Origin of the sequence: Mesorhizobium sp. M0830 (genome assembly GCF_040319965.1) — a bacterium.
GTDB lineage: Bacteria > Pseudomonadota > Alphaproteobacteria > Rhizobiales > Rhizobiaceae > Mesorhizobium.
The window spans coordinates 1-21943 of record NZ_JAMYOR010000086.1; the positions used below are offsets into that span (position 1 = coordinate 1).

General features: G+C 62.4%; 19 protein-coding genes and 1 pseudogene. 10 read left to right on the top strand and 10 right to left on the bottom strand.

All coding sequences use genetic code 11. The annotated features are described in order from the left end of the window. Together NKI20_RS30835 and ftsH are read left to right on the top strand one after the other, a co-directional pair. Positions 1–476: Rossmann-fold NAD(P)-binding domain-containing protein (locus tag NKI20_RS30835; RefSeq protein WP_502898179.1), on the top strand; the 476-nt coding region annotated here is incomplete at its 5' end. Between the two features lie 1156 nt (positions 477–1632). Beyond that, positions 1633–3552, top strand: coding sequence for an ATP-dependent zinc metalloprotease FtsH (ftsH, locus tag NKI20_RS30840; protein WP_352837633.1), 1920 nt, complete (start codon positions 1633–1635; stop codon positions 3550–3552). 192 nt (positions 3553–3744) lie between these two features. On the opposite strand, the gene NKI20_RS30845 is transcribed toward ftsH, so the two are convergent. Both NKI20_RS30845 and NKI20_RS30850 read right to left on the bottom strand, forming a co-directional pair. Beyond that, on the bottom strand, positions 3745–4230 hold the full coding sequence (locus tag NKI20_RS30845; RefSeq protein ID WP_352837635.1) for a DUF2267 domain-containing protein: 486 nt from the start codon (positions 4228–4230) through the stop codon (positions 3745–3747). A gap of 204 nt (positions 4231–4434) precedes the next feature. Next, a complete protein-coding gene (locus tag NKI20_RS30850; protein WP_352837637.1) occupies positions 4435–4845 on the bottom strand; it encodes a CBS domain-containing protein in 411 nt (136 codons plus the stop codon). Positions 4846–5182: 337 nt separating this feature from the next. On the opposite strand from NKI20_RS30850, the gene NKI20_RS30855 reads away from it, so the two are divergent. From NKI20_RS30855 to NKI20_RS30865, 3 genes are all read left to right on the top strand, one after another. Continuing rightward, on the top strand, positions 5183–5917 hold the full coding sequence (locus tag NKI20_RS30855) for a phosphoribosyltransferase (protein WP_352837639.1): 735 nt from the start codon (positions 5183–5185) through the stop codon (positions 5915–5917). 11 nt (positions 5918–5928) lie between these two features. Continuing rightward, the gene (locus NKI20_RS30860; protein ID WP_352601257.1) at positions 5929–6606 is read left to right on the top strand and encodes a dienelactone hydrolase family protein; all 678 of its coding nucleotides are present in this window, start codon (positions 5929–5931) and stop codon (positions 6604–6606) included. Between the two features lie 128 nt (positions 6607–6734). Then, complete coding sequence (locus tag NKI20_RS30865; protein WP_352601259.1) at positions 6735–7235, top strand: DUF6496 domain-containing protein; 501 nt, start codon at positions 6735–6737, stop codon at positions 7233–7235. Here NKI20_RS30865 and NKI20_RS33845 read toward each other — a convergent pair. From NKI20_RS33845 to NKI20_RS30880, 3 genes and pseudogenes are all read right to left on the bottom strand, one after another. Beyond that, positions 7180–7484: pseudogene (locus NKI20_RS33845) on the bottom strand (nucleotidyl transferase AbiEii/AbiGii toxin family protein); the annotation flags it as partial. The gene NKI20_RS30865 and the pseudogene NKI20_RS33845 overlap by 56 nt on opposite strands. Positions 7485–7544: 60 nt before the next feature. After that, complete coding sequence (locus NKI20_RS30875) at positions 7545–7769, bottom strand: hypothetical protein (protein ID WP_352601261.1); 225 nt, start codon at positions 7767–7769, stop codon at positions 7545–7547. 304 nt (positions 7770–8073) lie between these two features. Further along, positions 8074–8409, bottom strand: coding sequence for a DUF982 domain-containing protein (locus NKI20_RS30880; RefSeq protein WP_352601263.1), 336 nt, complete (start codon positions 8407–8409; stop codon positions 8074–8076). Between the two features lie 294 nt (positions 8410–8703). Between NKI20_RS30880 and NKI20_RS30885 the strand changes: the two genes are divergently transcribed. Both NKI20_RS30885 and NKI20_RS30890 read left to right on the top strand, forming a co-directional pair. Beyond that, on the top strand, positions 8704–9144 hold the full coding sequence (locus NKI20_RS30885; protein WP_023758000.1) for a hypothetical protein: 441 nt from the start codon (positions 8704–8706) through the stop codon (positions 9142–9144). A gap of 143 nt (positions 9145–9287) precedes the next feature. After that, positions 9288–10427, top strand: coding sequence for a DUF4432 family protein (locus NKI20_RS30890; RefSeq protein ID WP_352837643.1), 1140 nt, complete (start codon positions 9288–9290; stop codon positions 10425–10427). Between the two features lie 156 nt (positions 10428–10583). On the opposite strand, the gene fhuB is transcribed toward NKI20_RS30890, so the two are convergent. Both fhuB and NKI20_RS30900 read right to left on the bottom strand, forming a co-directional pair. After that, positions 10584–12632: a Fe(3+)-hydroxamate ABC transporter permease FhuB gene (gene fhuB, locus NKI20_RS30895; protein ID WP_352837644.1), complete on the bottom strand. Its 2049-nt coding sequence runs from the start codon at positions 12630–12632 to the stop codon at positions 10584–10586. Next, a complete protein-coding gene (locus tag NKI20_RS30900) occupies positions 12625–13500 on the bottom strand; it encodes an ABC transporter substrate-binding protein (RefSeq protein WP_352837646.1) in 876 nt (291 codons plus the stop codon). Before NKI20_RS30900 ends, fhuB begins: the two co-directional genes overlap by 8 nt. A 479-nt stretch (positions 13501–13979) precedes the next feature. Here NKI20_RS30900 and NKI20_RS30905 point away from each other — a divergent pair, with 479 nt between their 5' ends. Beyond that, on the top strand, positions 13980–14327 hold the full coding sequence (locus NKI20_RS30905; RefSeq protein ID WP_032907080.1) for a hypothetical protein: 348 nt from the start codon (positions 13980–13982) through the stop codon (positions 14325–14327). A gap of 93 nt (positions 14328–14420) precedes the next feature. On the opposite strand, the gene ggt is transcribed toward NKI20_RS30905, so the two are convergent. From ggt to NKI20_RS30920, 3 genes are all read right to left on the bottom strand, one after another. Next, entirely contained in the window at positions 14421–16160 is a 1740-nt protein-coding gene (gene ggt, locus NKI20_RS30910) for a gamma-glutamyltransferase (protein ID WP_352837648.1), read from the bottom strand. Between the two features lie 118 nt (positions 16161–16278). Further along, positions 16279–17571, bottom strand: coding sequence for an L-rhamnose catabolism isomerase (gene rhaI / locus NKI20_RS30915; protein ID WP_352837650.1), 1293 nt, complete (start codon positions 17569–17571; stop codon positions 16279–16281). Positions 17572–17661: 90 nt separating this feature from the next. Further along, entirely contained in the window at positions 17662–19764 is a 2103-nt protein-coding gene (locus NKI20_RS30920) for a bifunctional rhamnulose-1-phosphate aldolase/short-chain dehydrogenase (protein WP_352837652.1), read from the bottom strand. Positions 19765–19949: 185 nt separating this feature from the next. Between NKI20_RS30920 and NKI20_RS30925 the strand changes: the two genes are divergently transcribed. Continuing rightward, entirely contained in the window at positions 19950–20753 is an 804-nt protein-coding gene (locus NKI20_RS30925; RefSeq protein WP_352837654.1) for a DeoR/GlpR family DNA-binding transcription regulator, read from the top strand. Positions 20754–20807: 54 nt separating this feature from the next. After that, positions 20808–21803 (top strand): rhamnose ABC transporter substrate-binding protein, encoded by a 996-nt coding sequence (gene rhaS, locus NKI20_RS30930; protein WP_023758010.1) that lies wholly within the window; start codon positions 20808–20810, stop codon positions 21801–21803. Positions 21804–21943 lie beyond the last annotated feature (140 nt).

Genomic DNA, 21943 nt, shown 5'->3' on the forward strand with positions numbered 1-21943 from the left:
GGCAGGAAGCGGTTGAAGGTGCCGGGATCATCACGACCGTCACCGCCGACAAACAGTGCGCCACCATCCTCACCGACAACATGGTCGGCTCCGGCGTCCACATCAACGCCGTCGGCGGCGATTGCCCCGGCAAGACCGAACTGCACAAGGACATCCTGCTGCGCTCCGAGATTTTCGTCGAGTTTCCGCCGCAGACACGCATCGAGGGCGAGATCCAGCAGCTGGATCCCAACCATCCCGTGACCGAGCTCTGGCAAGTCATCACCACCAAGGTTCAAGGCCGCCGCGACGCCAAGCAGATCACGCTGTTCGATTCAGTCGGCTTCGCCATCGAGGATTTTTCGGCCCTGCGCTATGTGCGCGACCAACTGCAAACGACCGGCCTCTACGAGGAACTCGATCTGCTTGCCGATCCCGACGAGCCGCGCGACCTTTTTGGCATGCTGCTACGAGCGGCCACACAGCCGGCAGCTTGAGGAAGCTCACCCGAAAGCTGCCTCCGGGGCAAGTTCTTACCGTCTCGCCTCGGTTCCACTACACCTCCAGCCAAAAATTCGCCATCAATCAGGACCGCAAGGGGCAGAAGCTGTCGTGAGCCAATACGATTCTGATCGATATTGTAAAAAAACCGCGTCGTGCCCATAGCATCTGAATAGAATGGCGCTCGGTCGAGACCGTAAAAGTGATTCCTGATTCCATTGCGATACGCTTCTGCGAAACGGGATTCTATGGTTGGTGTAGACTTTACGGCGCGTCGAACTTTTCGAACGATTTCGGCCCGAAGCCTCTTCGATAGTGGGACTCGCGATGTAACGCTCTCTCGACTCGCCCCCGCATCATGGGAATGTCATCGAGAGGACCGCCTAGAAGTAGCAACCGCTATCGGCTTTTGAGATAAGATGCGGTATGCCGGCGTCGTAGCGAGCAGAGCGAAGTTTGGGGAACCGAACCAATCCACAGAAATATTTTGTTGGTATTGCTGTTGGTCGGTGTCGTGACTGAGCGAACCACAACGAATTGAAAGCAAAGCCCGATTTCATTTGCTTGGATTCCGCCTCTGGGCACCATCTATTCTTCTCAAGCCGTCTCAGACAGTCTCACACAGCGCGAATTTCGCTGTATTTTCTGCCGCTCGACGTGCTGAACGGGCTTCTCAAGTCGTCCCACGTAGTCTCATTTCATGCGTCGATTTTGAGGCTGCTTTTGAGAGTATTGGGCCAGGTCGACAAGGAGATACCCTCAGAATGCCGCTGTCCGAAGTCCAAATTCGCAAGGTTTTGGCAGGCCGGCGGCGGCGCCAAAATCGCACCGTGGGCTCAGTGCTTTGTTTGGAGCGGCACAGTCTCCAATGTGGAGATCAAGGCCGCGACGCCTCTGGACAGGGATCATGGCTGTTTGGCGGTTGGCTTTGGATAGGCTTTGGTCAATTTGAGGTGCGCCTGTTCGGTTGAGCGAGCGCAATGAAAACGGCCTGGCAGGTTCACTGGGCGTGCCGGTCGGCCGAGGACAATGACCGATCCCAGGGATCGTCGGCGGCGGGTCAGGACATCCTACTTTTTTGCGGCGGACCGGGCCGATAGCGATGCCGCGCGCGCGCAGCGACCTATATCAGTTTTCATGCCGGAGGCTGCCATGGACATGAACAACAGAAAGACGCGGTTCAATATTTGGTACTGGATCGCCGCCTTCTCAGGCGTGATGGTCTTCCAATATTTCTATGCCACGACGCAGCACGTCGCGCAGATCCCATACAGCGAGTTCGAGACCCTGCTGAACGGCGGCAAAATCGCCGAGGTGCAGGTTTCCGATCGTTTCATCCAAGGCCGCTTCAAGGAGCCACAGGGTGGCAAGCCGCTATTCATCACCACGCGGGTCGAGCCTAACCTCGCCCGTGACCTGCAGGAGCACGGTGTCACGGTCACCGGCCAGGTCGAAAGCACTTTCCTGAGCGACCTGCTTTCCTGGGTTGTGCCGGTGCTCGTCTTCTTTGGCCTGTGGATGCTGCTCCTAAGACGCATGGACGGCGGCGTCGGTGGCTTGATGCAGATCGGCAGGAGCAAGGCCAGAATCTACGTCGAAGCCAATACCGGGGTGACGTTCGACGACGTGGCGGGAGTGGACGAGGCCAAGGCCGAGTTGCAGGAGATCGTGGACTTTCTGAAGAACCCGGGCGAATACGGCCGCCTCGGCGGACGCATGCCCAAAGGCGTGCTGCTGGTCGGGCCGCCAGGCACCGGCAAGACCCTGCTCGCCAAGGCTGTCGCGGGCGAGGCCAAGGTGCCGTTCTTCTCGATCTCCGGTTCCGAGTTCGTCGAGATGTTCGTCGGGGTCGGGGCCGCGCGCGTGCGCGACCTCTTCGAGCAGGCTCGGTCCAGGGCTCCAGCGATCATCTTCATCGACGAACTCGACGCGCTTGGCCGCGCCCGAGGAACCACGGTCGGCGGCCACGATGAAAAGGAACAAACGCTCAACCAGCTTCTGGTCGAACTCGACGGTTTCGATCCACAGATCGGCGTCGTGCTGCTGGCCGCGACGAACCGCCCCGAGATCCTCGATCCGGCACTTCTGCGGGCTGGCCGCTTCGATCGACAAGTGCTGGTCGACAGGCCGGACAAGCAGGGTCGCATCAAGATCCTGCAGGTGCATATGGCCACGTCGAAGCTGGCAACGGATGTCAATGCGGAAAAAGTGGCCGCACTGACGCCCGGCTTTACCGGCGCCGACCTGGCCAATCTCGTGAACGAGGCGACATTGCTCGCCACGCGCCGCAAGGCGGATGCCGTAACAATGGAGGATTTCAACAACGCGGTGGAGCGCATCGTCGCCGGGCTCGAAAAGCGCAACAGGCTGTTGAACCCAAAAGAGCGCGAGATCGTCGCTTATCACGAAATGGGCCACGCACTGGTCGCCATGGCGCTGCCTGGCGTCGATCCGGTGCACAAGGTATCGATCATACCACGTGGCGTCGGCGCGCTCGGCTACACCATCCAGCGCCCGACCGAAGACCGCTTCCTCATGACGCGCGAGGAACTGGACAACAAGATGGCGGTGCTGCTCGGCGGCAGGGCGGCGGAGTGGATCGTATTCGACCACCTGTCCACCGGAGCCGCTGATGATCTCGCCAAGGTAACCGACATAGCGCGCGCCATGGTGACGCGTTACGGCATGTCGGCAAGACTCGGCCATGTGGTTCTGGAAAAGGACCCACGCTCCTTCCTGGCCCCCAACCCGCTCGCCGGCGGGCCGCGCGAGCACGATTACGGCGAGGCCGCCGCCGACGCCATCGACACTGAAGTGCGCGGCATTGTCGAGGCGGCTTTCGAACGAACGGTGGGCCTGCTCACCGAACGGCGCGATCTCCTCGAAAAGGCGGCACGCAGGCTGCTCGAGACCGAGACGCTCGACGAGAACGCGCTCGCGTCGCTGGTCGGAAAGGTTCAGGCAGGGCATCGCGCCTTTCGGGAGGACGGTCGTCGTGGGACTGCGGCGCTGCGAGCGGCCGAAACCCCGCGTGCAAAGCCTCCGAGAGTCGCTGGTCCTGGAACATTGTAATTCATTCGCAGCAATGAGCCGGAAGCTGTAGACCAGCTGGCAAAGGCGCTGCCGGATCCCGGCCGGATCGAGCGATCACCGTTCACGATCGAATGGTATTCGAGCCCCGCTTTGCAAGGCAGTGCCAAGCCGGCCCGGTCGGGAACGCCGGGCTGACAAGGGTGAGTGGCATTTGCTATTTTCCCAAGTTTGCTATTTTCCCAGGGAGGATTGCGACCGAGAAGGCCGCGTCGGCACCGTTGGCGCCGCTTGCTGAGCTTCGGCGACGTGTCTGATCTCCCCTGGCAGGGAGTCCCAGACCTTGTGCATCTGTCCTTCTCCGACATGATGGGCAAGCACCTTGGACACAACCCTGAATGCATCCTTGGAACCGACCGGACGGGTGAATTCCAGCTCCGCCTCGATTTTGGCGAGAAACTCGTCGAGCGACCGCATCTTCTCGGGAGCTTTGGACGGCTGATATTGGTCGTAGAAGGCGCCGCGCACCAGAATCGGAAGCTGCGAGCCGAGGTGGGCTGCAAGATCCGGCTGCATCCGGTCCCGCAGCGCGTGCAGTACCGCGCCGAGAACATGCCAGGCGATTTGCCGATCCGGCCCGATCTCGTCCATGATCTCGTCGAGCCAGATATTCGTCGTCTGCAGTGTCTTGTCGAATACGTCGAGTCCGGTGGCACTCATCGAAATGCTCCTTCCAATCAAATCCGATCACGGCTGCTGTGACCAAACAGCCGTGTCTGCCTGTTGTTCCCGGTGCGCGTTCCCCAGTCGGCATTCAGTGTTGTCGGCGGCTCCGTCTTGACCGGATTCGAGCTGGCCTTCGTCTCGACGACAAGAGCAAGACCGGCAATCGGGGAAATCGAAGTGGAGCAGCCGGACAGTCGTCTAGCGCCGGGGATCGTCCGTCGCCTCGGAAACGCCTTCGAGGGCGATCTTGGCGGCTTCCTCGTCGGTGCGACCGAGGTCGGCCAGGGCAATGACGCCGACGAGGCGCTTATCGTGGTTGATCACCGGAAGGCGGCGCACCTGATGCCTGGCCATGATCTTCGCCGCATCACTGATGTCGGCATCGTCGAAGCACCAATAGACATGCTCGGACATGACCTCGCGAACAGTGGTATTGCCGGCTGAGCGCTCCTCGGCGACGCCGCGCATCACGATGTCGCGGTCCGTCACCATGCCGACCAGCCTGTCATTCTCGCCGACAGGAAGGGCTCCGAGATTGTCGGCCCGCATTTTCCGGGCGGCATCCCTGATTGTCGTGTTCGGGCCGACCAGTTCGGTCCGATGACTCATGATCTCCTGAACTTGCATGGGATATTCCTCTCTCTGATTGCCGAGGCAACAAGTCGCCAAAACGCGGCCGTTGCTGGGGATCGCGAGGTTGCCGGGTGGTCGGACGAGGCTCGTACAGATCACTATCTGCAGTGTTCTCGATCCGCGCTAATGCGCGTGATGGCACCTCGCGATCGAAACTATTCTTGGAACGTCCAAGCAGCGAGCGAGTTCCAAAAGAGTGCCGGCGCCGCAGGCTTGTTCACGGGAGTAGCCGCAGGCTAGCCGTTGAGGCCCAAGGCTCAAGCAGGTTGGGGAAGACATACTCTGGGAAACAGATGCACGCGGATCGAAAATCATGGCTATCGTCTTTTCAGATCGCCGCGAGGCCGGGCGGCAACTAGCCGAAGAGCTCGTTCGCTTTGCCGGGCGCGACGACGTGATCGTGTTGGCGCTGCCCCGAGGCGGCGTGCCGGTTGGCTACGAGGTCGCGCAGGCACTCAAGGCACCGCTCGACGTCCTCGTCGTGCGCAAGCTCGGCGTTCCCGGCCACGAGGAACTGGCCATGGGGGCAATCGCGCCCTCCGGCGTACGGGTCCTGAACGACGAAATTGTCGGCGGTCTCGCGATCCCGCCAGATGTCATCGACGCGGTCGCCGCAAAGGAGGAAAAAGAGCTTCTGCGCCGCGAGCACCTTTATAGGGGCGGGCGGCCCCCGCCGCGGTTGAACGGACGAACCATTATCCTCGTGGATGACGGGCTTGCGACCGGTTCAACGATGCGGGCGGGGATCAAGGCGCTCCGAAAAAGCCACGCCGCCCATATCGTCGCGGCCGTTCCCGTCGGCAGCCCCGAGACTTGCGACGCGATGCGGGCAGACGCCGACGAGGTGGTTTGCGCGACGACGCCAGAGCCGCTCCTTGGTGTCGGCCGGTGGTACGTGGATTTCTCACAGACGAGCGATCAAGAGGTCCGCGCGCTCCTCGCCAAATCCGTGCCCAAGCCTGCCGCTTCCAAAGAGGTCTCGCTATCCGAAGAGGCATCGGCTGGGCACGCGGCCGCCGGCTCGGCGCGCGGCAAAAGATCAACGTAGCGGAGGTGGGTATGGACGGGGTTTCAGTCAGCGAGCAGGTCGTGCGCGTTCCCGCGGATCGCGTCAAGCTTGAAGGCAATCTGTCGATGCCCCCGGATGCTCGCGGCCTTGTGCTCTTCGCCCATGGCAGCGGAAGCAGCCGCCACAGCCCGCGCAACCGCTACGTGGCCGGACGGCTGAACGAGGCGAGCCTCGCCACGTTCCTCGTCGACCTGTTGACGGCCGAAGAGGAGCGGATCGACCAAGTCACTGCCGAGTTGCGCTTCGATATCGGACTGCTCGCCGACCGGCTGATCGGCGTCACGGACTGGCTCGGCGCCTCGCCGAACACGTCGCTCCTGCCGCTTGGCTATTTCGGCGCAAGTACGGGCGCCGGTGCCGCCCTGGTAGCGGCGGCCGAGCGGCCCGACCAGGCCGCGGCCGTGGTTTCGCGTGGTGGCCGGCCCGATCTTGCAGCGCTCGCCCTGCCGCAAGTCCGGGCGCCGACCTTGCTCGTCGTCGGAGGCGCGGACACGCAGGTGATCGCGCTCAACCGCTCGGCGCTGTCGGCGCTCCACTGCGAAAAGGAACTCGCCATCGTCCCTGGCGCGACGCATCTGTTCGAAGAGCCAGGCGCCCTGGACGAAGTCGCGGACCTCGCGAGCCGTTGGTTCTCGCGCCATCTGAGTTCGGAGAGATCGACATCCTGATTGCCGCGCCTTGGATCACCCGGCCCGGGATCATTTGCGTCCTCAACGCGTTAGGACCTCATGTAGGACAGAGACAGCGAGCACTGCCACCCGAATGGCTGTCGCAACCCTTATGTGGGAGAAAGACAATGCCGGATAAGAAAACCATCGAGAAGGCCCAAAAGGACAAACGTGAGGGCAAGTCGCCGAGCACCCAGGCCGGCGAATTCGTGCACGAGGAGATTGACAAAATCCGCCAGGGCGAACACGGCGCGCGATCGACCCAGCAGGCCATCGCCATCGGACTTTCCGAGGCAAGACGCGCAGGCGTAGACCTGCCCCCGCCCAAAAAGGGCAAGGTGAAGGAGAGCACGCGCAAGAGCGCCGAATACGCCTACGAGGCCGGCCAGGGCGAACGCAGGCCGAAACGCCGCCCGCAGGTCTCGAAAGCCGTCTCCAAGGTGCTGGAGCACGAGCCGAAGAGCACGGCGTCGCACGAGGCGCTCTCGCAGCAGGCCAAGCGTGCGGCCTCGCGCCGGACGGCTGAGGAGCGCTCGGCCGCCGCGAAGAAGGCCGCCGAAACGAAAGGCGCTCGCGGAAGGAAGCAGGCAGCGCAGAAGGCCGCCAGAACGCGGGCACACCACGCATAGCGGATAACGCGTCGGCAAGGATCGGCTGAACAGTCCCAGCCACCCAGTCCGGCTAATGCTTGCGCACCTCACTCGACCAGCGCTTCACCTCGTCTTCGGCAAGGCCTCGCCATCGTCGCCCACCAGTTCGGGCGCGGTCGTCCGGATGTCATGGGCGAGACCGACGTCCTCCGAAAACCGCAGGATGACGATATTAGCGTTCGAGAGCGAGGTGGCTCGCTTGAAGACGAGATGTTCGTCGAGAGGAGAGCCATTCGAGTTGACGCAAAGCCCGCCCGGGCATGCCCAGGCGGGCTAACAGCATGCTTGTCAGCTCTTGCAGGCGGCCAAAACCCTCAGAGCCTTGTCTGCACTCGAATAGCTCGAGTACATTTTCTTGCCGATGGCCGTCATCTTTACTCCGTCGGGCTTCGAAGAGACCACCGTGCATGTCTTCGTGCTCGTGTCCTTGGCGACCCAATAGTGAGTCGCAGCAATTGCGGGAGCACCCAACAAGCCCATCAGTGTGGCGGCGATTACAAGGGTTCGTTTCATAGCTTCCTCCATTTTTCGTCTTTCAACAGCAGGCGCCTGCGCCAAAGATCGAGTAGCGGACGACACGACCGGACGGGTGAGTCCGGGCGGCGAATGAACGATGATTAGGAAGCTTTGTTCCCGCCGAAATTTCTTGCCGGCCCGCAAACTATATCCGCCAGGAGTATGACCTTGCCCGGAATTTCCCGAGCTAAGGATTTCCTCGTAACCGGAGCGAGAGTTGGAAGGGACACCCTACACACCGCGCGCGCCATCGCCTTGCCGCACCGTCGGAATGGCACGCCGTCGACGGCGTCATTGCCGTTCACTGAGTATCCCGTCGGGTCGCAGGGAGTATCGCGTCGGGTCGCAGGCCTTCGTTTATTCGGACCGAGCGGGAGTTGCCGCGAGAGTGCGCTTCCGCAGCGATGACCCCTGCACTCCTTGCCGCTTTCAGCAAGGCCTTTTGCGCGTCGCGCGCGCTGCGCCAGCCGTCCAGCGCGTCGCGACAGGCGCGCGCGGCTGCGCGCCAGTTGCGTCCGCGCGCCCATTCGGGCCACTGTTGGTCCAGGCACTCCAACGCCTCGAAGCTGCTTGCGACCTTGCGCGATGCGGTGCGGAACTTAAGGAATACGGGTTCCGGAAAGCGAACGTCGTTCATCACTTCCTCCATCTTTTTCGACGTCTTTTGCGAGCAAGCAATCGGTGCGCCATCGCGGCACGCCGTTCGAGATGGTGATGGTCTGCGCAACGTCAAGTGCACAGCCGGGCCGTCCGCATCCAGGTGCGCAAGGAGGCACGAGAGCCTTTTTCAATGGCTTGGTTTCAAGGGATTTGGTGACGGCAGTAGTGACGGCGAAATCACTTTGCTCACATCAGGCTGCTGGCGGATTTGATTTGCTTGGTGATCCCCCAACCTTAGGGCAAACTGCCTGCCGGGGCGCTAGGAGGAGAAATGAGAGCACGCGCAGCAACGCTTGGGGATCTGGAGGATGTGTTTCACGGCCTCTCCAAGCGGATGTCGGATGAATACGTGGCGGCCGGCAAGGACAGCAAGATCGCCTACGACAATCTGATGATGAATTTGAAAGAAGGCCGTGCTCACGCACTCGTCGAGGGCGACAAGGCCGTGGCGATCATCGCCTGGCATGAGAACAGCGACGCCGCCGATACGCTGTTTGCAGCGCAGGAGGATTTCTTCCGTGCCGCGACCGTTCGCTTCTGCAAGCGGCATATCAGGCACATCCAGGCGCTTGCCGGCAACCTCCCCATCCACTCGCGCAGCTGGCTCCAGGGACCTGACGTCGCCAGATGGTTTCATATCATCGGCTATGTCGAGCGTGGCCAGGAGAGCGGCGCCACTCTATACGAGCTGCCCCCGGCCTCAGCCAAATAGAAATCGGGGCTTGTTGCAAAGCGGCGCGAGCGATAGAGCCGACGAAGCGCTCTCCCGGGGCGCCGAGACGCTCCGCCATCAGCCGTCCTGGTTGAGCCTGACGCGCTGCCGTTGATTTCCAGAGGTTTCCTGCGACTATCGGCATGCGCCTGCGACAGATCGAGGTCGAAACAATGTATCCCGAGTACTCCGATGACGTTTTCGTCGATCTCGTGCCCGAGCTGTTCGGCCCGTCGGAAACAATCGTGGCCCGCTATCGGGGACTTCTCGCCACCGCCTTTCGCTATCGATCCGGTGTTGCCGGTCTTCGGATCAGCAACGCAAAGGGCGAAATCGTCATGCTGCCCTTCCAGGGACAGCAGATTTGGGACGCAACGTTCCTCAACCGCTCCCTGACCATGCGGTCGATGTTCGACGAGCCCGTCGCGACCCGGGACTACCTCTCGAACTACGGCGCGTTCTTCATTCACTGCGGCGCCACCGCGATGGGCAATCCTGGCCTTGATGACCGCCACCCGCTTCACGGCGACCTGCCAAATGCGCCCTATGGGCATGTGCAACTGATCGCCGGCAGCAATTCCGAAGGGCCCTTCATGGCGTTGACAGGGCACTGCCGACAGACCGTCGCCTTCAGCCACGACTATCTGATGAAGCCTACCGTGCGGCTGCAGCGCGACGCCACAAGCGTGGCCGTCGACATTGCCATCGAGAACCTGAAACGCTCGCCCATGGAGCTGATGTACCTGGCGCACATCAACTTCAGGCCGGCCGATGGCGGGCGCCTGATCGACACCGTCGCCGATGATCACGCCGACATTGTCGTTCGCCAAGTGCTTCCACCCTTTTTTGAACCGAGCGAAGGCTACCTTGCCTATCGCGACGCCGTCGTAGCCGACCCTTCGCGGCATCGCATATTGACCAAGGGCGAGCCGATCGATCCCGAACTCGTGCTGACGATGAAGGCGAAAGCAGACGCCGAGGGCTGGGCGCACGCCCTGCAGGTCCATCCGGACCGGACGGCGGATTTCGTCAGCTTTCGCCCCGACGAGCTCAATTATGCCGTGCGCTGGATCACGCGCGGTGCCGATCAGGACGCGCTTGGCCTCGTGCTACCTGCGACCGCCGAACCCGACGGCTATCTCGCGGCAAAGGAAAGAGGTCGCCTGGTTCGCGTCGCTCCGGGGGAAACATTCCGCTGCGCCCTGCGCTTTGGCGCTATGAACGCGGAGGAGGCCACACAACGAGAACAGGTCATTGCGGCGTTGAAGGGTAACGGCCGGTAGCTGGGGCCCCTCACCGCAAACGCCGCCTGCACCGCGCGATTGACGATGACCGGCGGGATCGACATCTGGTTCTCGCAGGCATGCAGATCGAAGCTGGGGTGCCGGGAAAAGCATCAAGATGCTTCGCCATTGCCCGCTCGCATTCGTCTGTGCGTCTCACCTTCGCAGCAGCCACATCAGCACCGGGCCGCCGATCAGCGTGGCGACGAGGCCGGCGGGGATCTGGCGCGGGAAGATGGCTGTGCGACCGATCCAGTCGGCGACGACCATGATCAGCGCGCCGACGAGCACCGCGCCAATGGCCTGCGGCAGCGCACGGGAAAGGCCAAGGCGACGGGCTAGGTGCGGCGCCATCAGGCCGATGAAGGTCAGCGGGCCAACGATCAGCGTCGAGGCGGCGGTGAGCGCCGCGACCATCAGCAGCACGAGAAGCCGCGTCCTCTTCAGGTTGATGCCAAGGGCTTGCACGGCGGCGGAGCCGAGCGGCAGGATGTCGAGCCAGCGTATGAAGAGAGGCGCGAGCGCGAAGAGGCAGACGGCGATGCCACCGGTCAGCAGGGCGGCGCCAATGTCGACGCCATAGGTCGAACCAGTGAGCCAGTTGAGCAGCAGCATGGCGCGAGGATCGCCGGTGGCGGTGAGCACAAGGATCAGCGCATCGAACAAGGCCGTCAGTGCAACGCCGGCAAGCAGCAACCGCTCCGGCGCATAGGCGGCACGGCGGCCGATCGCCAGCGTCACCAGAAGAGCGCTGAAGGCGCCGATGGTTGCCGCTGCCGTCTGAACAGGGCGTCCGGCATCGGAGAGCGCAAACAGCGCCACCATCATGCCGAGCGCGGCGCCGGCGCTGATGCCCAGCACTTCGGGACTGGCCATCGGATTGCCGGTCAGCCGCTGCATCATCAGCCCGGCGAGCGCCAGCATGGCGCCGGCGCTCGCCGCGGCAAGCACGCGAGGCCACCGCCACGATAGCATTGGCCGTAGCTCGTCGCCGAAAGCAAAGGTCCAGCCATGCGGCCCCGGGCCATAGAGCAAAGCCAACCCCAGCAGCAAAAGCAGAGCCAAGCCGATCGCCGCCAGCAGGAGGTCGGGCCGGTTTACGCGAGGCAGGCGCGCGGCCGTCAAGGCCGGGGTTTCCAACCCAAGCGCAAGCCGCGGCAGCAGCCAAAGCAGCAGCGGCGCGCCGAGAAGTGCCGTGATCGCGCCGGTCGGCAGCAGGTCGCCTTGCGGTCCGGTGGCGATCTGCACGGCCTGGTCGGCGGCCCACAGCAACGCGCCGCCGATGAGCGGCGCCATCACCAGCTGCTGGCCCAGCCGTCGTGCGCCGCCGATGCGCGCAAGGGTGGCTGCGGCCAGGCCGACGAAGCCGATGACGCCGACAGCGGCAACGACGAAGGCGATCAGCGCGACGGCGGCTGCCAGTCCGGCGAAGCGATAGGCGCCGAGCGGCACGCCAAGGCTGCGCGCGCCTTCATCGTCGAGGCCAAGCAAGGTCAGCGGCCGCGCCATGAGGAAGATCGCCAGCGCAACAGTGCCGATGCGTGGCAACAGCCACAGCGTCGTCGACCAGTCCTGCTGGCCGAGCGAACCGGCGCCCCAGATGAACAGGCTGGCAAGCCATTCATGCCGCAGCACAATGAGCGCGGCACCGATGGCGCCGGCATAGAGGCTGATCACAAGCCCCGCCAGCACGACCGAAAGCGGCGACAGGCCCTTATGCCAGGACAGGGCGAAGACGGCGGCAAGGGCTGTGAAGGCGCCGGCAAGCGCCACCCATTCGCGGCCGAACGCAAGCAGGGACGGTGACAGAAGCGTCGCCAGTGCCAGCGCCAGATAGGCGCCGGCCGAGACGCCGACCGTTTCGGGCGAGGCGAGCGGATTGCGTAGAACCTGTTGCAGGACCGTTCCGGCAAGCCCGAGTGCGGCGCCGCACAAAAGGCTGACCGCAAGCCTGGGCAGGAAGGCGTAGTGGACGAGCACCTGTCGCATGTCGGCGATGTCGGGGGCGGCGAGCGATTGGAGCCAGAGCGCCGATGGCAGCTGCACCGTGAGGTTTGAGACGGTTGCCGCTACCCCCGCCGCGAGCAGCATGGCACAAAGCAGGATCGCGCCTACCGGCTGGTTGCCGAGAAAGCCCCCTGGCAAGGCTCGGCCGGCCGACGCAGGCTTTCCCTCTTGAACGATGGTCGCAGCACCGTCAGCCATGAGCAGCTTCCGCGGTCATTGCCGACGCCAGGACCCGGGCAAAACGGGTCGCGGACGGAAGCGCGCCGAACATCAGGACGGCGGGAAGACGCATGATCGAGCGGTTGCGCACGAAGGGCATGGCGTTCCAGACCGGGCTTTCGGTCAGCGTGCCGCCGGCGCCCTCGGGCAAGGGTTCGAGATAGGCCAGGCGTGCGTCGCTGGCTGTCGCCAAACCGTCGATGCCGACGGTCGAAAACCCCCAATAATTGGTCTCGCCCGTCCAGGCGTTGCTGAGCCCGATACGGTCGAACACCTCCTGAAACAGACTTTTCTTGCCGTAGACGCGCACATTGCGCGGGTCCATGAAGCTGACGACATAGATCGGCTGCGCCGAAAGCGGCGCCAGCTGCTGGCGAACTTCTGAAAAATAAGCATCCGTTGCCGCGATCAGCGCTTCGCCTTCGCTTTCCTTGCCGACAAGCCTGGCGAGTTGGCGCGTCGCCTCGACGGCGCGCCGATAGGGCTGCCCGGCTTCGGTATAGAGCCCGATCGTCGTCACCGGCGCCACGCGTTCGAGCAGCGGCTTGATGCCGTCGATATACGGCACGGACAGGATGATGTCGGGCTTGAGCTGCTGCAGCAATTCGAGATTGGGCTCGAGCAGCGTGCCGACATCGGCGATATCGGCCGGCAGCGGCGGCTCGACGACCCAGGTCTCCCACACTTGACGGTCGGCAATGGCAACCGGCGTCACACCCAGCATAAGCAAGGTCTCGGCCAGCCCGTCATCGAGGCAGACTATGCGCGGCCTGCGGGGTTCGGCCGTCGCCGACGCCATACCCGCGAACGGCAGCGTGAAAAGCCCCAGTGCCTGGCGCCGGGTCATTCGACACGGATGATCGGGCATGGCTCTCGGCTGGAGCTCTCGGTCTCTCTGCACTGCGGCGCGCCTGCTTTTCGATTTGGACTCCCGATTGACTATGAAACATGAACTTAATAGTCAACATTTACGCGCTCCGACAGGCCTGCTTTTTTGCCAGACGGATTGTCAGGCGCAACCCGTCCGCCGGCCGCAGGCGATTCGGCCTGCGGGAGCCCCGTGCGCATCACGCGAAAATCGCAGTCCGCGAAACGCAATCCACGTGCCGAATCATTTTTCCTCCACGACTGCATTCCATGATAGAGGGACGGCAATCGCCGGGTCCCGGATAGCCAGAGACCCGAAGACGGCCAGGGCGCGAATCAAAAAGGCGGCTGCGAACCGCCGCCAGAAGGCGTCAAAAGACCGGTCGAACGCATCAAGGCAGTGCAATCGGGTTGCGCTCGGCAAGGCTTGATGATTTGTTGCCGCTATACGGAGAACGAATGATGCGAGAGCCTGTCGGTCAAGACGAGTATGGGTCGACCAACCCCTTCGATCCGGACGACCTGCCGACGTTGAACGCGATCGGTCCGAGCATGGGGAGCGGCAACGATTTCGAGAAATACGCCGTTGCCGTGATCATCGTATTCGGCGCGCTGATCATTGGCGGACTGATGGCCGCATCGATGGTCTTCGGGCACCGCAACGGCTTCCTCTTCGCGCTTGGCGGCGCCACGTCCGCCTGGATATCCGGCAACGCGCTGCTGCTCGACCGACCGCGCATCTACGCGCTGTTCGTCGGCATTGCCGCCGTGATGCTGATTGCCTCCACCATCACGCTGGTCTTGTGACGACCATTGCTTCTATGCGCCAACCCGCTTGAGCAGCGGGCGATCAACCCGCATCGCTACGCTGCTCCAAGCCCATCTCCAGCCTTGCCAAGCTCAGTATCCAAGCGCCTCGCCAGAGGCCGCGCGGCTGTCGATGGCGCCATTGTAGCGCGCGCCGCCGCCCTTCTCGATTTCCGCCAGACTTTTGCCGCCGACCAGGATGCCTGCCGCCTGGCCCCAGGTCTGGTCAGCGAGATCGAGGTGATAACCCATGCCGGCCAGCAGCTTCTCGGTATCCGGCGACAGACCGAACGGCTCGATATAGACCTTATCGGGCAGCCACTGGTGATGGATACGCGGCGCGTCGATCGCCTCCTGGATGTTCATGCCATGGTCGATGACATTGACGATGGCTTCCAGTGTGATGGTGATGATGCGCGAGCCGCCGGGGCTGCCTATGACCATGAACGGCTTGCCGTCCTTGGCCACCACGGTTGGACTCATCGACGAAAGCGGCGTCTTCTTGGGCTGGATGGCATTAGCCTCGCCCTGAACCAGGCCATAGAGGTTGGGCACGCCGGGCTTCTGGGTGAAATCGTCCATCTCGTTGTTGAGCAGGATGCCGGTGCCATCGGCGACAACGCCGGCGCCGAAGGAGCCGTTCAACGTGTAGGTGACCGCGACTGCGTTGCCGTCACTGTCGATGATCGAATAATGGGTCGTCTCCTTGCTCTCGCCAAAACCCTTCGGCATCAGGTCCTGCGACACGCCGGCCCGGAACGGGTCGATCTTGTCGCGGATATCCTTGGCGTAGGCCTTATCAAGCAGTTTCGTGACCGGGTTGTCGACGAAATCGGGATCGCCTAGCGCCGAATTGCGGTCGACATATGCGTAGCGCATCGCCTCCACCATGACATGGACCGTCTCGGCCGAGCCTGCACCGAGATAGGACAGCGGATAGCCTTCCAGCACGTTGAGGATTTCGCAGATGATGACGCCGCCTGAGCTTGGCGGCGGCGAGGAGGTGATCTCGTAGCCGCGATAGGAGCAGGTCACGGGCTTCAGTTCGCGGACCGCATATTGTTCGAAATCCGGCTTGGCCAGGATGCCGCCCTTGGCGCCACTCGCCTTGACGATGGCGTCTGCGATAGCGCCTTTATAGAAGGCATCAGGACCTTTTTCGGAAATGGCGGCGAGCGAGGCCGCAAGATCAGGCTGGATCAGCCTCTCGCCGATGCCATAGGGCTTGCCGCCGGGTTTCAGGAAAATGGCGGCGGCGGCGGGGTCCTTCGCCAGCCTGTCGGCGCTGCCGGCAAAAGAGGCGGCGTCGCCCTGATTGAGGATGAAGCCATCCTTGGCAAAGCTGATTGCCGGCGCCATCAGATCCTGGCGGGACAATTTGCCGTATTTTTCGCGTGCCATCTCGAAACCAGCCACCGAGCCCGGCACGCCGACGGCGAGATAGCCGTCGAGGCTGGCACCCTTCACCGGGTTGCCGTCCTTGTCGAGATACATGGTCTTGGTCGCCGACAGCGGCGCCCGCTCGCGGAAATCGAGGAAGGTCGATTTGCCATCCTTGAAGCGGATGGTCATGAAGCCGCCGCCGCCGATATTGCCGGCATTGGGGTAGACGACGGCGAGCGCATAACCAACGGCAACCGCCGCGTCGACAGCATTGCCGCCCTTCTTCAAGACTTCGATGCCGACTTCGGAGGCCAGACGCTGGGCCGTCACCACCATGCCGTGCTCGCCTTTGGCCGGCGCCGGCGATGCAGCAAAAGTCAACTGTAGTGGCGCAAGCGCAAAGGCGACGGAGAGACTAACGGCGATCAGGGTTCGACGGTTGAGAGGCATGGCGGTTCTCCGGGCGGGGGGTGCGCCTAGAAGAGCCTCTCGGATCAATCGAGTCCATTCACAAAACGGTCCCTCACGAAGCAAACCGGTGAGGGGCAATATCGGCTGGGAGTTCGCCTCAGACAATGCCGCCCGAACCGCCGGCGACCGCCGGGCGTTCCGCGGCGACCTTGGCGCGGTAGCCCGCCGCCCGATAGGCGGCGACCGGATCGATGGCGCCGCCCGTCTTCAATCGCGCCATGGCCAGGATCGGCTCGACATCGGTGCGGTAAGCGACTTTCAACGTCTGCGTCGCCATCAGCGCGTCGTTGCCGTCCTGGTACCCTTCGAGCGCCTTGCGGTCGACCAGCAGCGCCTGCGCATAGGCGCGCTGCACCTCGACCGCCGACAGTATCAGGCTTTCGATCGGGTCGGTGACATTGTGGCTTTGGTCAAGCATATGCGCGGGATCAAAACCCTCGGCGCCCGAAAGCTCCGCATCGACCAGTTCGTTGAAGACAAGGAACAGCCGGTAGGGGTCGATCGAGCCGGCATCGAGATCGTCGTCGCCATATTTCGAATCGTTGAAGTGGAAGCCGCCAAGTTTTTTGAACTGGATAAGCCGCGAGACGATCATCTCGATGTTGACGTTGGGGGCGTGGTGGCCGAGATCGACCAGGCAGAACGCCTTGTCGCCCAGTTCCCTAGCGATGATGTAGTTGGTGCCCCAATCCTGCACGACGGTGGAATAGAAGGCCGGCTCGTACATCTTGTGCTCGCTGAACAGCCTCCAGTCAGAGGGCAGCCCGGCATAGATCTGCTTCATCGCCTCGAGATAGCGCTCGAACGCCCTGGCAAAATTGGCCTGGCCGGGAAAGTTCGAACCGTCGCCGATCCACACCGTCAGCGCCTTGGAACCCAGCGTCTTGCCGATCTCGATGCATTCGAGATTGTGCTCGACCGCTTGCCGGCGCGTCCCGGCATCGGCATGCGAGAGCGAGCCGAATTTGTAGGAGAGTTTCTGGTCCTTCGCATCCGAGAAAGTGTTGGAGTTCATGGCGTCGAAGCCGAGGCCAAAGCGCGAGGCTGCCTGCTTCAGCCGGTTCGGATCGGCCTTGTCCCACGGAATGTGCAGCGATACGGTCGGCGTCGCCTGAGTCAACTGCTTGATCACGGCGCAGTCCTCGATCTTGTCGAAGATGTCGCGGGGTTCACCGACGCCGGGAAAGCGGGCAAAGCGGGTGCCGCCGGTGCCGACGCCCCAGGACGGAATCGCCACCGCGAATTTCTCGACCTTGTCGCGGATGGCATCGATGGCGATGCCGCGACGGTCGAGGCGCTCGCCGAGCGAGGCGTAGTCGCGCTCGAGGTTGGCTTTGCGCGCGGCGTTGTCTTTGCCGACGACGTCGGCGGAGATGATGGTTTCGGACACTGCTATTCCTCCCAAAATGCTTTCGGCCGGCGCTGCCCGTCATCCGCCTGCCGGAAGCGCTTCGGCGTCGGCGGCGCCGCCTTCAGATCATTAGCGTGTAAAACTCTGCGCGTTGCCCGCGTCGACATTGATGATGTTGCCGGTCGACTTGGCTGACATGTCGGAGGCGAAGAAATAGATCGCTTCGGCGATGTCTTCCGGGAAGACCGAGCGCTTCAGCATCGAACGCGAGCGATAGTGCTCCTCCAGATCGTCGGTCGACATCTTGTACGCCGCGGCGCGCTGTTCCTTCCATTCGCCGCTCCAGATCTTCGAGCCGCGCAGCACCGCGTCCGGGTTGACGACATTGACCCTGATCTGGGCTTCCGCTCCCTCCAGTGCGAGGCATCGAGCGAGATGAATCTCGGCGGCCTTGGCGGTGCAGTAGGCGGCGGCGTTGGGCGAGGCGGCAAGTCCGTTCTTGGAGGCGACGAAGACGACGTTGCCGCCGATGTTCTGCACGCGAAACAGCCGGAACGCCTCCCTGGAGACCAGGAAATACCCGGTCGACAGGATATCCATATTCTTGTTCCACAGCGCCAGCGTCGTCTCCTCGATCGGCGCCGAGGAGGCGAGGCCAGCGTTCGACACCAGAATGTCGATGCCGCCGAACTCGACCGCCATCTCGGCAAAGCCGGAGATAACCTGCTCCTCCGAGGTGACGTTGATCGGCACCGGCCGGACGAAATCCTTGCCATAGGCTTTGGACAATTCGTCATTGGCGCTGGCGAGCGCTGTCTCGTCAATGTCGGCCAGCACGACGCAGGCGCCTTCGCTCAGCAGCCGGTTGGCGGTCGCGCGACCGATGCCGCCGGCGCCACCGGTGACCAGCGCGATCTGGCCGGCAAGCGCCTTCGGCTTCGGCATGCGCTGCAGCTTCAGATCCTCGAGCAGCCAGTACTCGATGTCGAAGGCTTCCTGCGCGGGTAGGCCGACATAGGACGAGACGGTCGAGGCGCCGCGCATGACGTTGATGGCGTTGACGTAGAATTCGCCTGAGATGCGCGCCGTCGCCTTATCGCCGGCGAAAGTGAACATGCCGACGCCGGGCATCAGATAGACAACGGCGTTGGGATCGCGGATGGCTGGCGAGTCGGCGTGCTTGCAGCTGTCGTAATAGGCCTGATAGCCAACACGATAGGCCGCGACGTCGTCGGCGAGGCGCGCGATGACGGCATCGACATCGGGCTTTGCCGGATCGAACTCGATGACCAGCGGACGGATCTTGGTGCGCAGGAAGTGGTCAGGGCACGACGTGCCGAGCGCCGCCAGCGGGCGCAGATTCCTGGAGTTGACGAATTCGAGAACGGCGGGCGAATCGTCGAAATGACCTGTCTTGTGGCTCTTTTCCGAGATCAGGCCGCGGATTTTCGGCATCAGTTTCGCGGCAATGGCGCGGCGTGAAGCGGAATCGAGCGACTTGACCGCTTCGCCGCCGAAGATGGCGACGCCTTCGGAGCGGCGCTCGAACCATTCGATCGCCTGATTGATCACCGAGATCGTCGTCTCATAGCATTCCCGAGGAGTGTCGCCCCAGGTGAACAGGCCGTGGCTTTCCAGGATGACGCCCTTGGCCGCGGGATGTTCGAGGCAGAATTTATCCAGCCACAGGCCGAGTTCGAAGCCGGGACGCTTCCACGGCAGCCAGCCGATGGCGTCGCCGAAGATCTCCCCGGTCAGCGCCTTGGAATCCTTGGCCGCGGCAATGGCGATGATGGCGTCCGGATGCATGTGATCGACAAAAGGCTTCGGCACATAGGCATGCAGCGGCGTGTCGATCGAGGCGGCGCGCGGATTAAGGTTGAAGGTGCAGTGCGGAAGGAAGCTGACCATTTCGTCTTCGTGCTCAACGCCGCGATAGAGGCCTTTGAGCGCGCGCAGCTTGTCCATGTAGAGGGTGGCAAAGCCGTCAAGCTTGATCGAGGCGCTGTCGCCGCCCGAGCCCTTGACCCAAAGCACCTCGACATCCTCGCCGGTGAGCGGGTCTTTCTGCCATATCTTCGAGGAGGTGTTGCCGCCGCCATAATTGGTGACGCGCTTGTCGGAGCCAAGCGTGTTCGAGCGATAAACCAGAAGTTCCGGCTCGCTCATCGCTTGAGCCTTGGCCTCGTCCCACAGATTGGCGAGCCGCGTGCCGGTGCGCTTGTCGAGCATATGCAATCCTCCCGAAGGCACGCAAACGGTGCGGCCAATTTTGCCCGAATTTCCACGGAAGCAGCCGGCTTGTCAATCACAAACGATCAAGACCGATCATATTGCACTGCACAATGAAATTATATGATCGGAAATGATTGACACTGCGCGTTTTGGGTGCCTAGATGCCGAGGCAGGGAGGAACCATGCACGAAAAAGAGCGCCACAGGATCATTCTGTCCGCCGTCCAGGAAAAACCTGTGGTGACGGTGCAGGAGATGGTCGACCTGACGGAGTCCTCCGAGGCGACGATCCGGCGTGACATCGCGGCACTCCATGTCCAGAAGCGCCTGCGCCGTGTGCGTGGCGGCGCTGAAGCACTCTCGCCGCCGCAGTTCATTGGGCTGGCCGGCCGGCCCTTTTCCGTCAATGAAACAATCAACGCCTCGCAGAAGCGGGCAATCGCGAGTGAAGCGGTCGAGCTGTGCAAGGACGGTGAGCCGATCATCATCAATGGCGGCACCACCACCTTCCAGATGGTGCATTTCCTCACCGGCCGCCGCATGCCGATCTTCACCAATTCGTTCCCGATCGCCGAGCACCTGCTCAAGCACTCCAAGAACACGGTGATGCTCTCGGGCGGCACAATCTACCGCGAGCAGAACATCATCCTGTCGCCCTTCGACAATGACGTGACGCGCAATTTCTATGCGCGCCGCATGTTCATGGGCGCGCAAGGGCTTGGGCCGCTCGGCCTGATGGAGGGCGACCCGCTGCTGATCCAGGCGGAGCAGAAACTGATCGACCAGGCCGACGAACTGGTGGTGCTGGTCGATTCCTCGAAATTCCGCAAACGCTCCAGCCTGATCCTATGCGGCCTGTCGCGCATCGCCACCGTCATCACCGATGACGGCATCGAGGATCGCGAAGCCAAGATGTTAGAGACCGCCGGCGTGACGCTGATCGTCGCCCGCAAGTCGGCAAAGGAAGAATCTTCGCTGCAGGCCTGAGACACCTCACGCCAGCAGCGGCGATGGAATGCAACGCTCAAGGGAGGATATTCGATGAGCTTCTTGAAGAAATTGATGGTGACCGCGGCTTTTTCAGCCGCCATGTTCGTGAATGCAGCCTATGCCGAGAACGTCAAGATCGCGCTGGTGGTGAAGTCGCTCGGCAACGGCTTCTTCGACGCCGCCAACAAGGGCGCCGAAGAGGCGGCCAAGGAACTTGGCGATGTCGACATCATCTACACCGGCCCGACCAAGGCGACCGCCGAAGCGCAGATCGAAGTGGTCAATTCGCTGATCGCCCAGAAGGTCAACGCCATCGCCATTTCGGCCAATGACGCCGACGCGCTGGTGCCGGTGCTGAAGAAGGCGATGGAACGCGGCATCACCGTCATCTCCTGGGATTCGGGCGTCGCCAAGGAAGGCCGCCAGCTTCACCTCAACCCGTCGGACACCGGACTGATCGGCGAGACCATCATCAAGCTTGCCGCCGATTACCTGCCGGAAGGCGGCGAAGTCGCCATCCTGTCGGCCTCCTCGACCGCCACCAACCAGAACGCCTGGATCGATGCGGCCAAGAAAATCCTGCCGGAGAAGTTCCCCAAGATCAAACTCGTCGCCACCGTCTATGGCGATGACGATTCGGCCAAGAGCACGGACGAGGCCAAGGGCCTGTTGAAGTCCTATCCGAACCTCAAGGCGATCATTGCGCCGACCACCGTCGGCGTCGTCGCCGCCGCCCAGGTCGTCACCGATGCGAACCTGATCGGCAAGGTCAATGTCACCGGTCTGGCGCTGCCGTCCGAGTTCAAGAAGTTCATCGACAACGGCGCCAGCCAGGCGGTTGCGCTGTGGAACCCGATCGACCTCGGCTATTCGGCCGTCTACCTCGCCCATGATCTGGCGGTGAAGAAGGAAGAGGCGAAGCCTGGTGCCACGCTGTCGATCGGCCGCGTCGGCAAGGTCACGCTCGACGACACCAACTCGGCTGCGATGGCTCCGCCCTTCCAGTTCGACAAGTCGAACATCGAGAAGTTCTCCAAGATCTATTGATCCTGGGCGCTCTTCAAACTGGCGCGGGGGGGAAAAAAAAAACCACAACAAAAAAAAAAAAAAAAAATTAAAAAAAAGAAAAAAAAAAAAAAAAAAAAAACCCAAACAAAACACGAAAACAAACAGCAACAAAAAAAAAA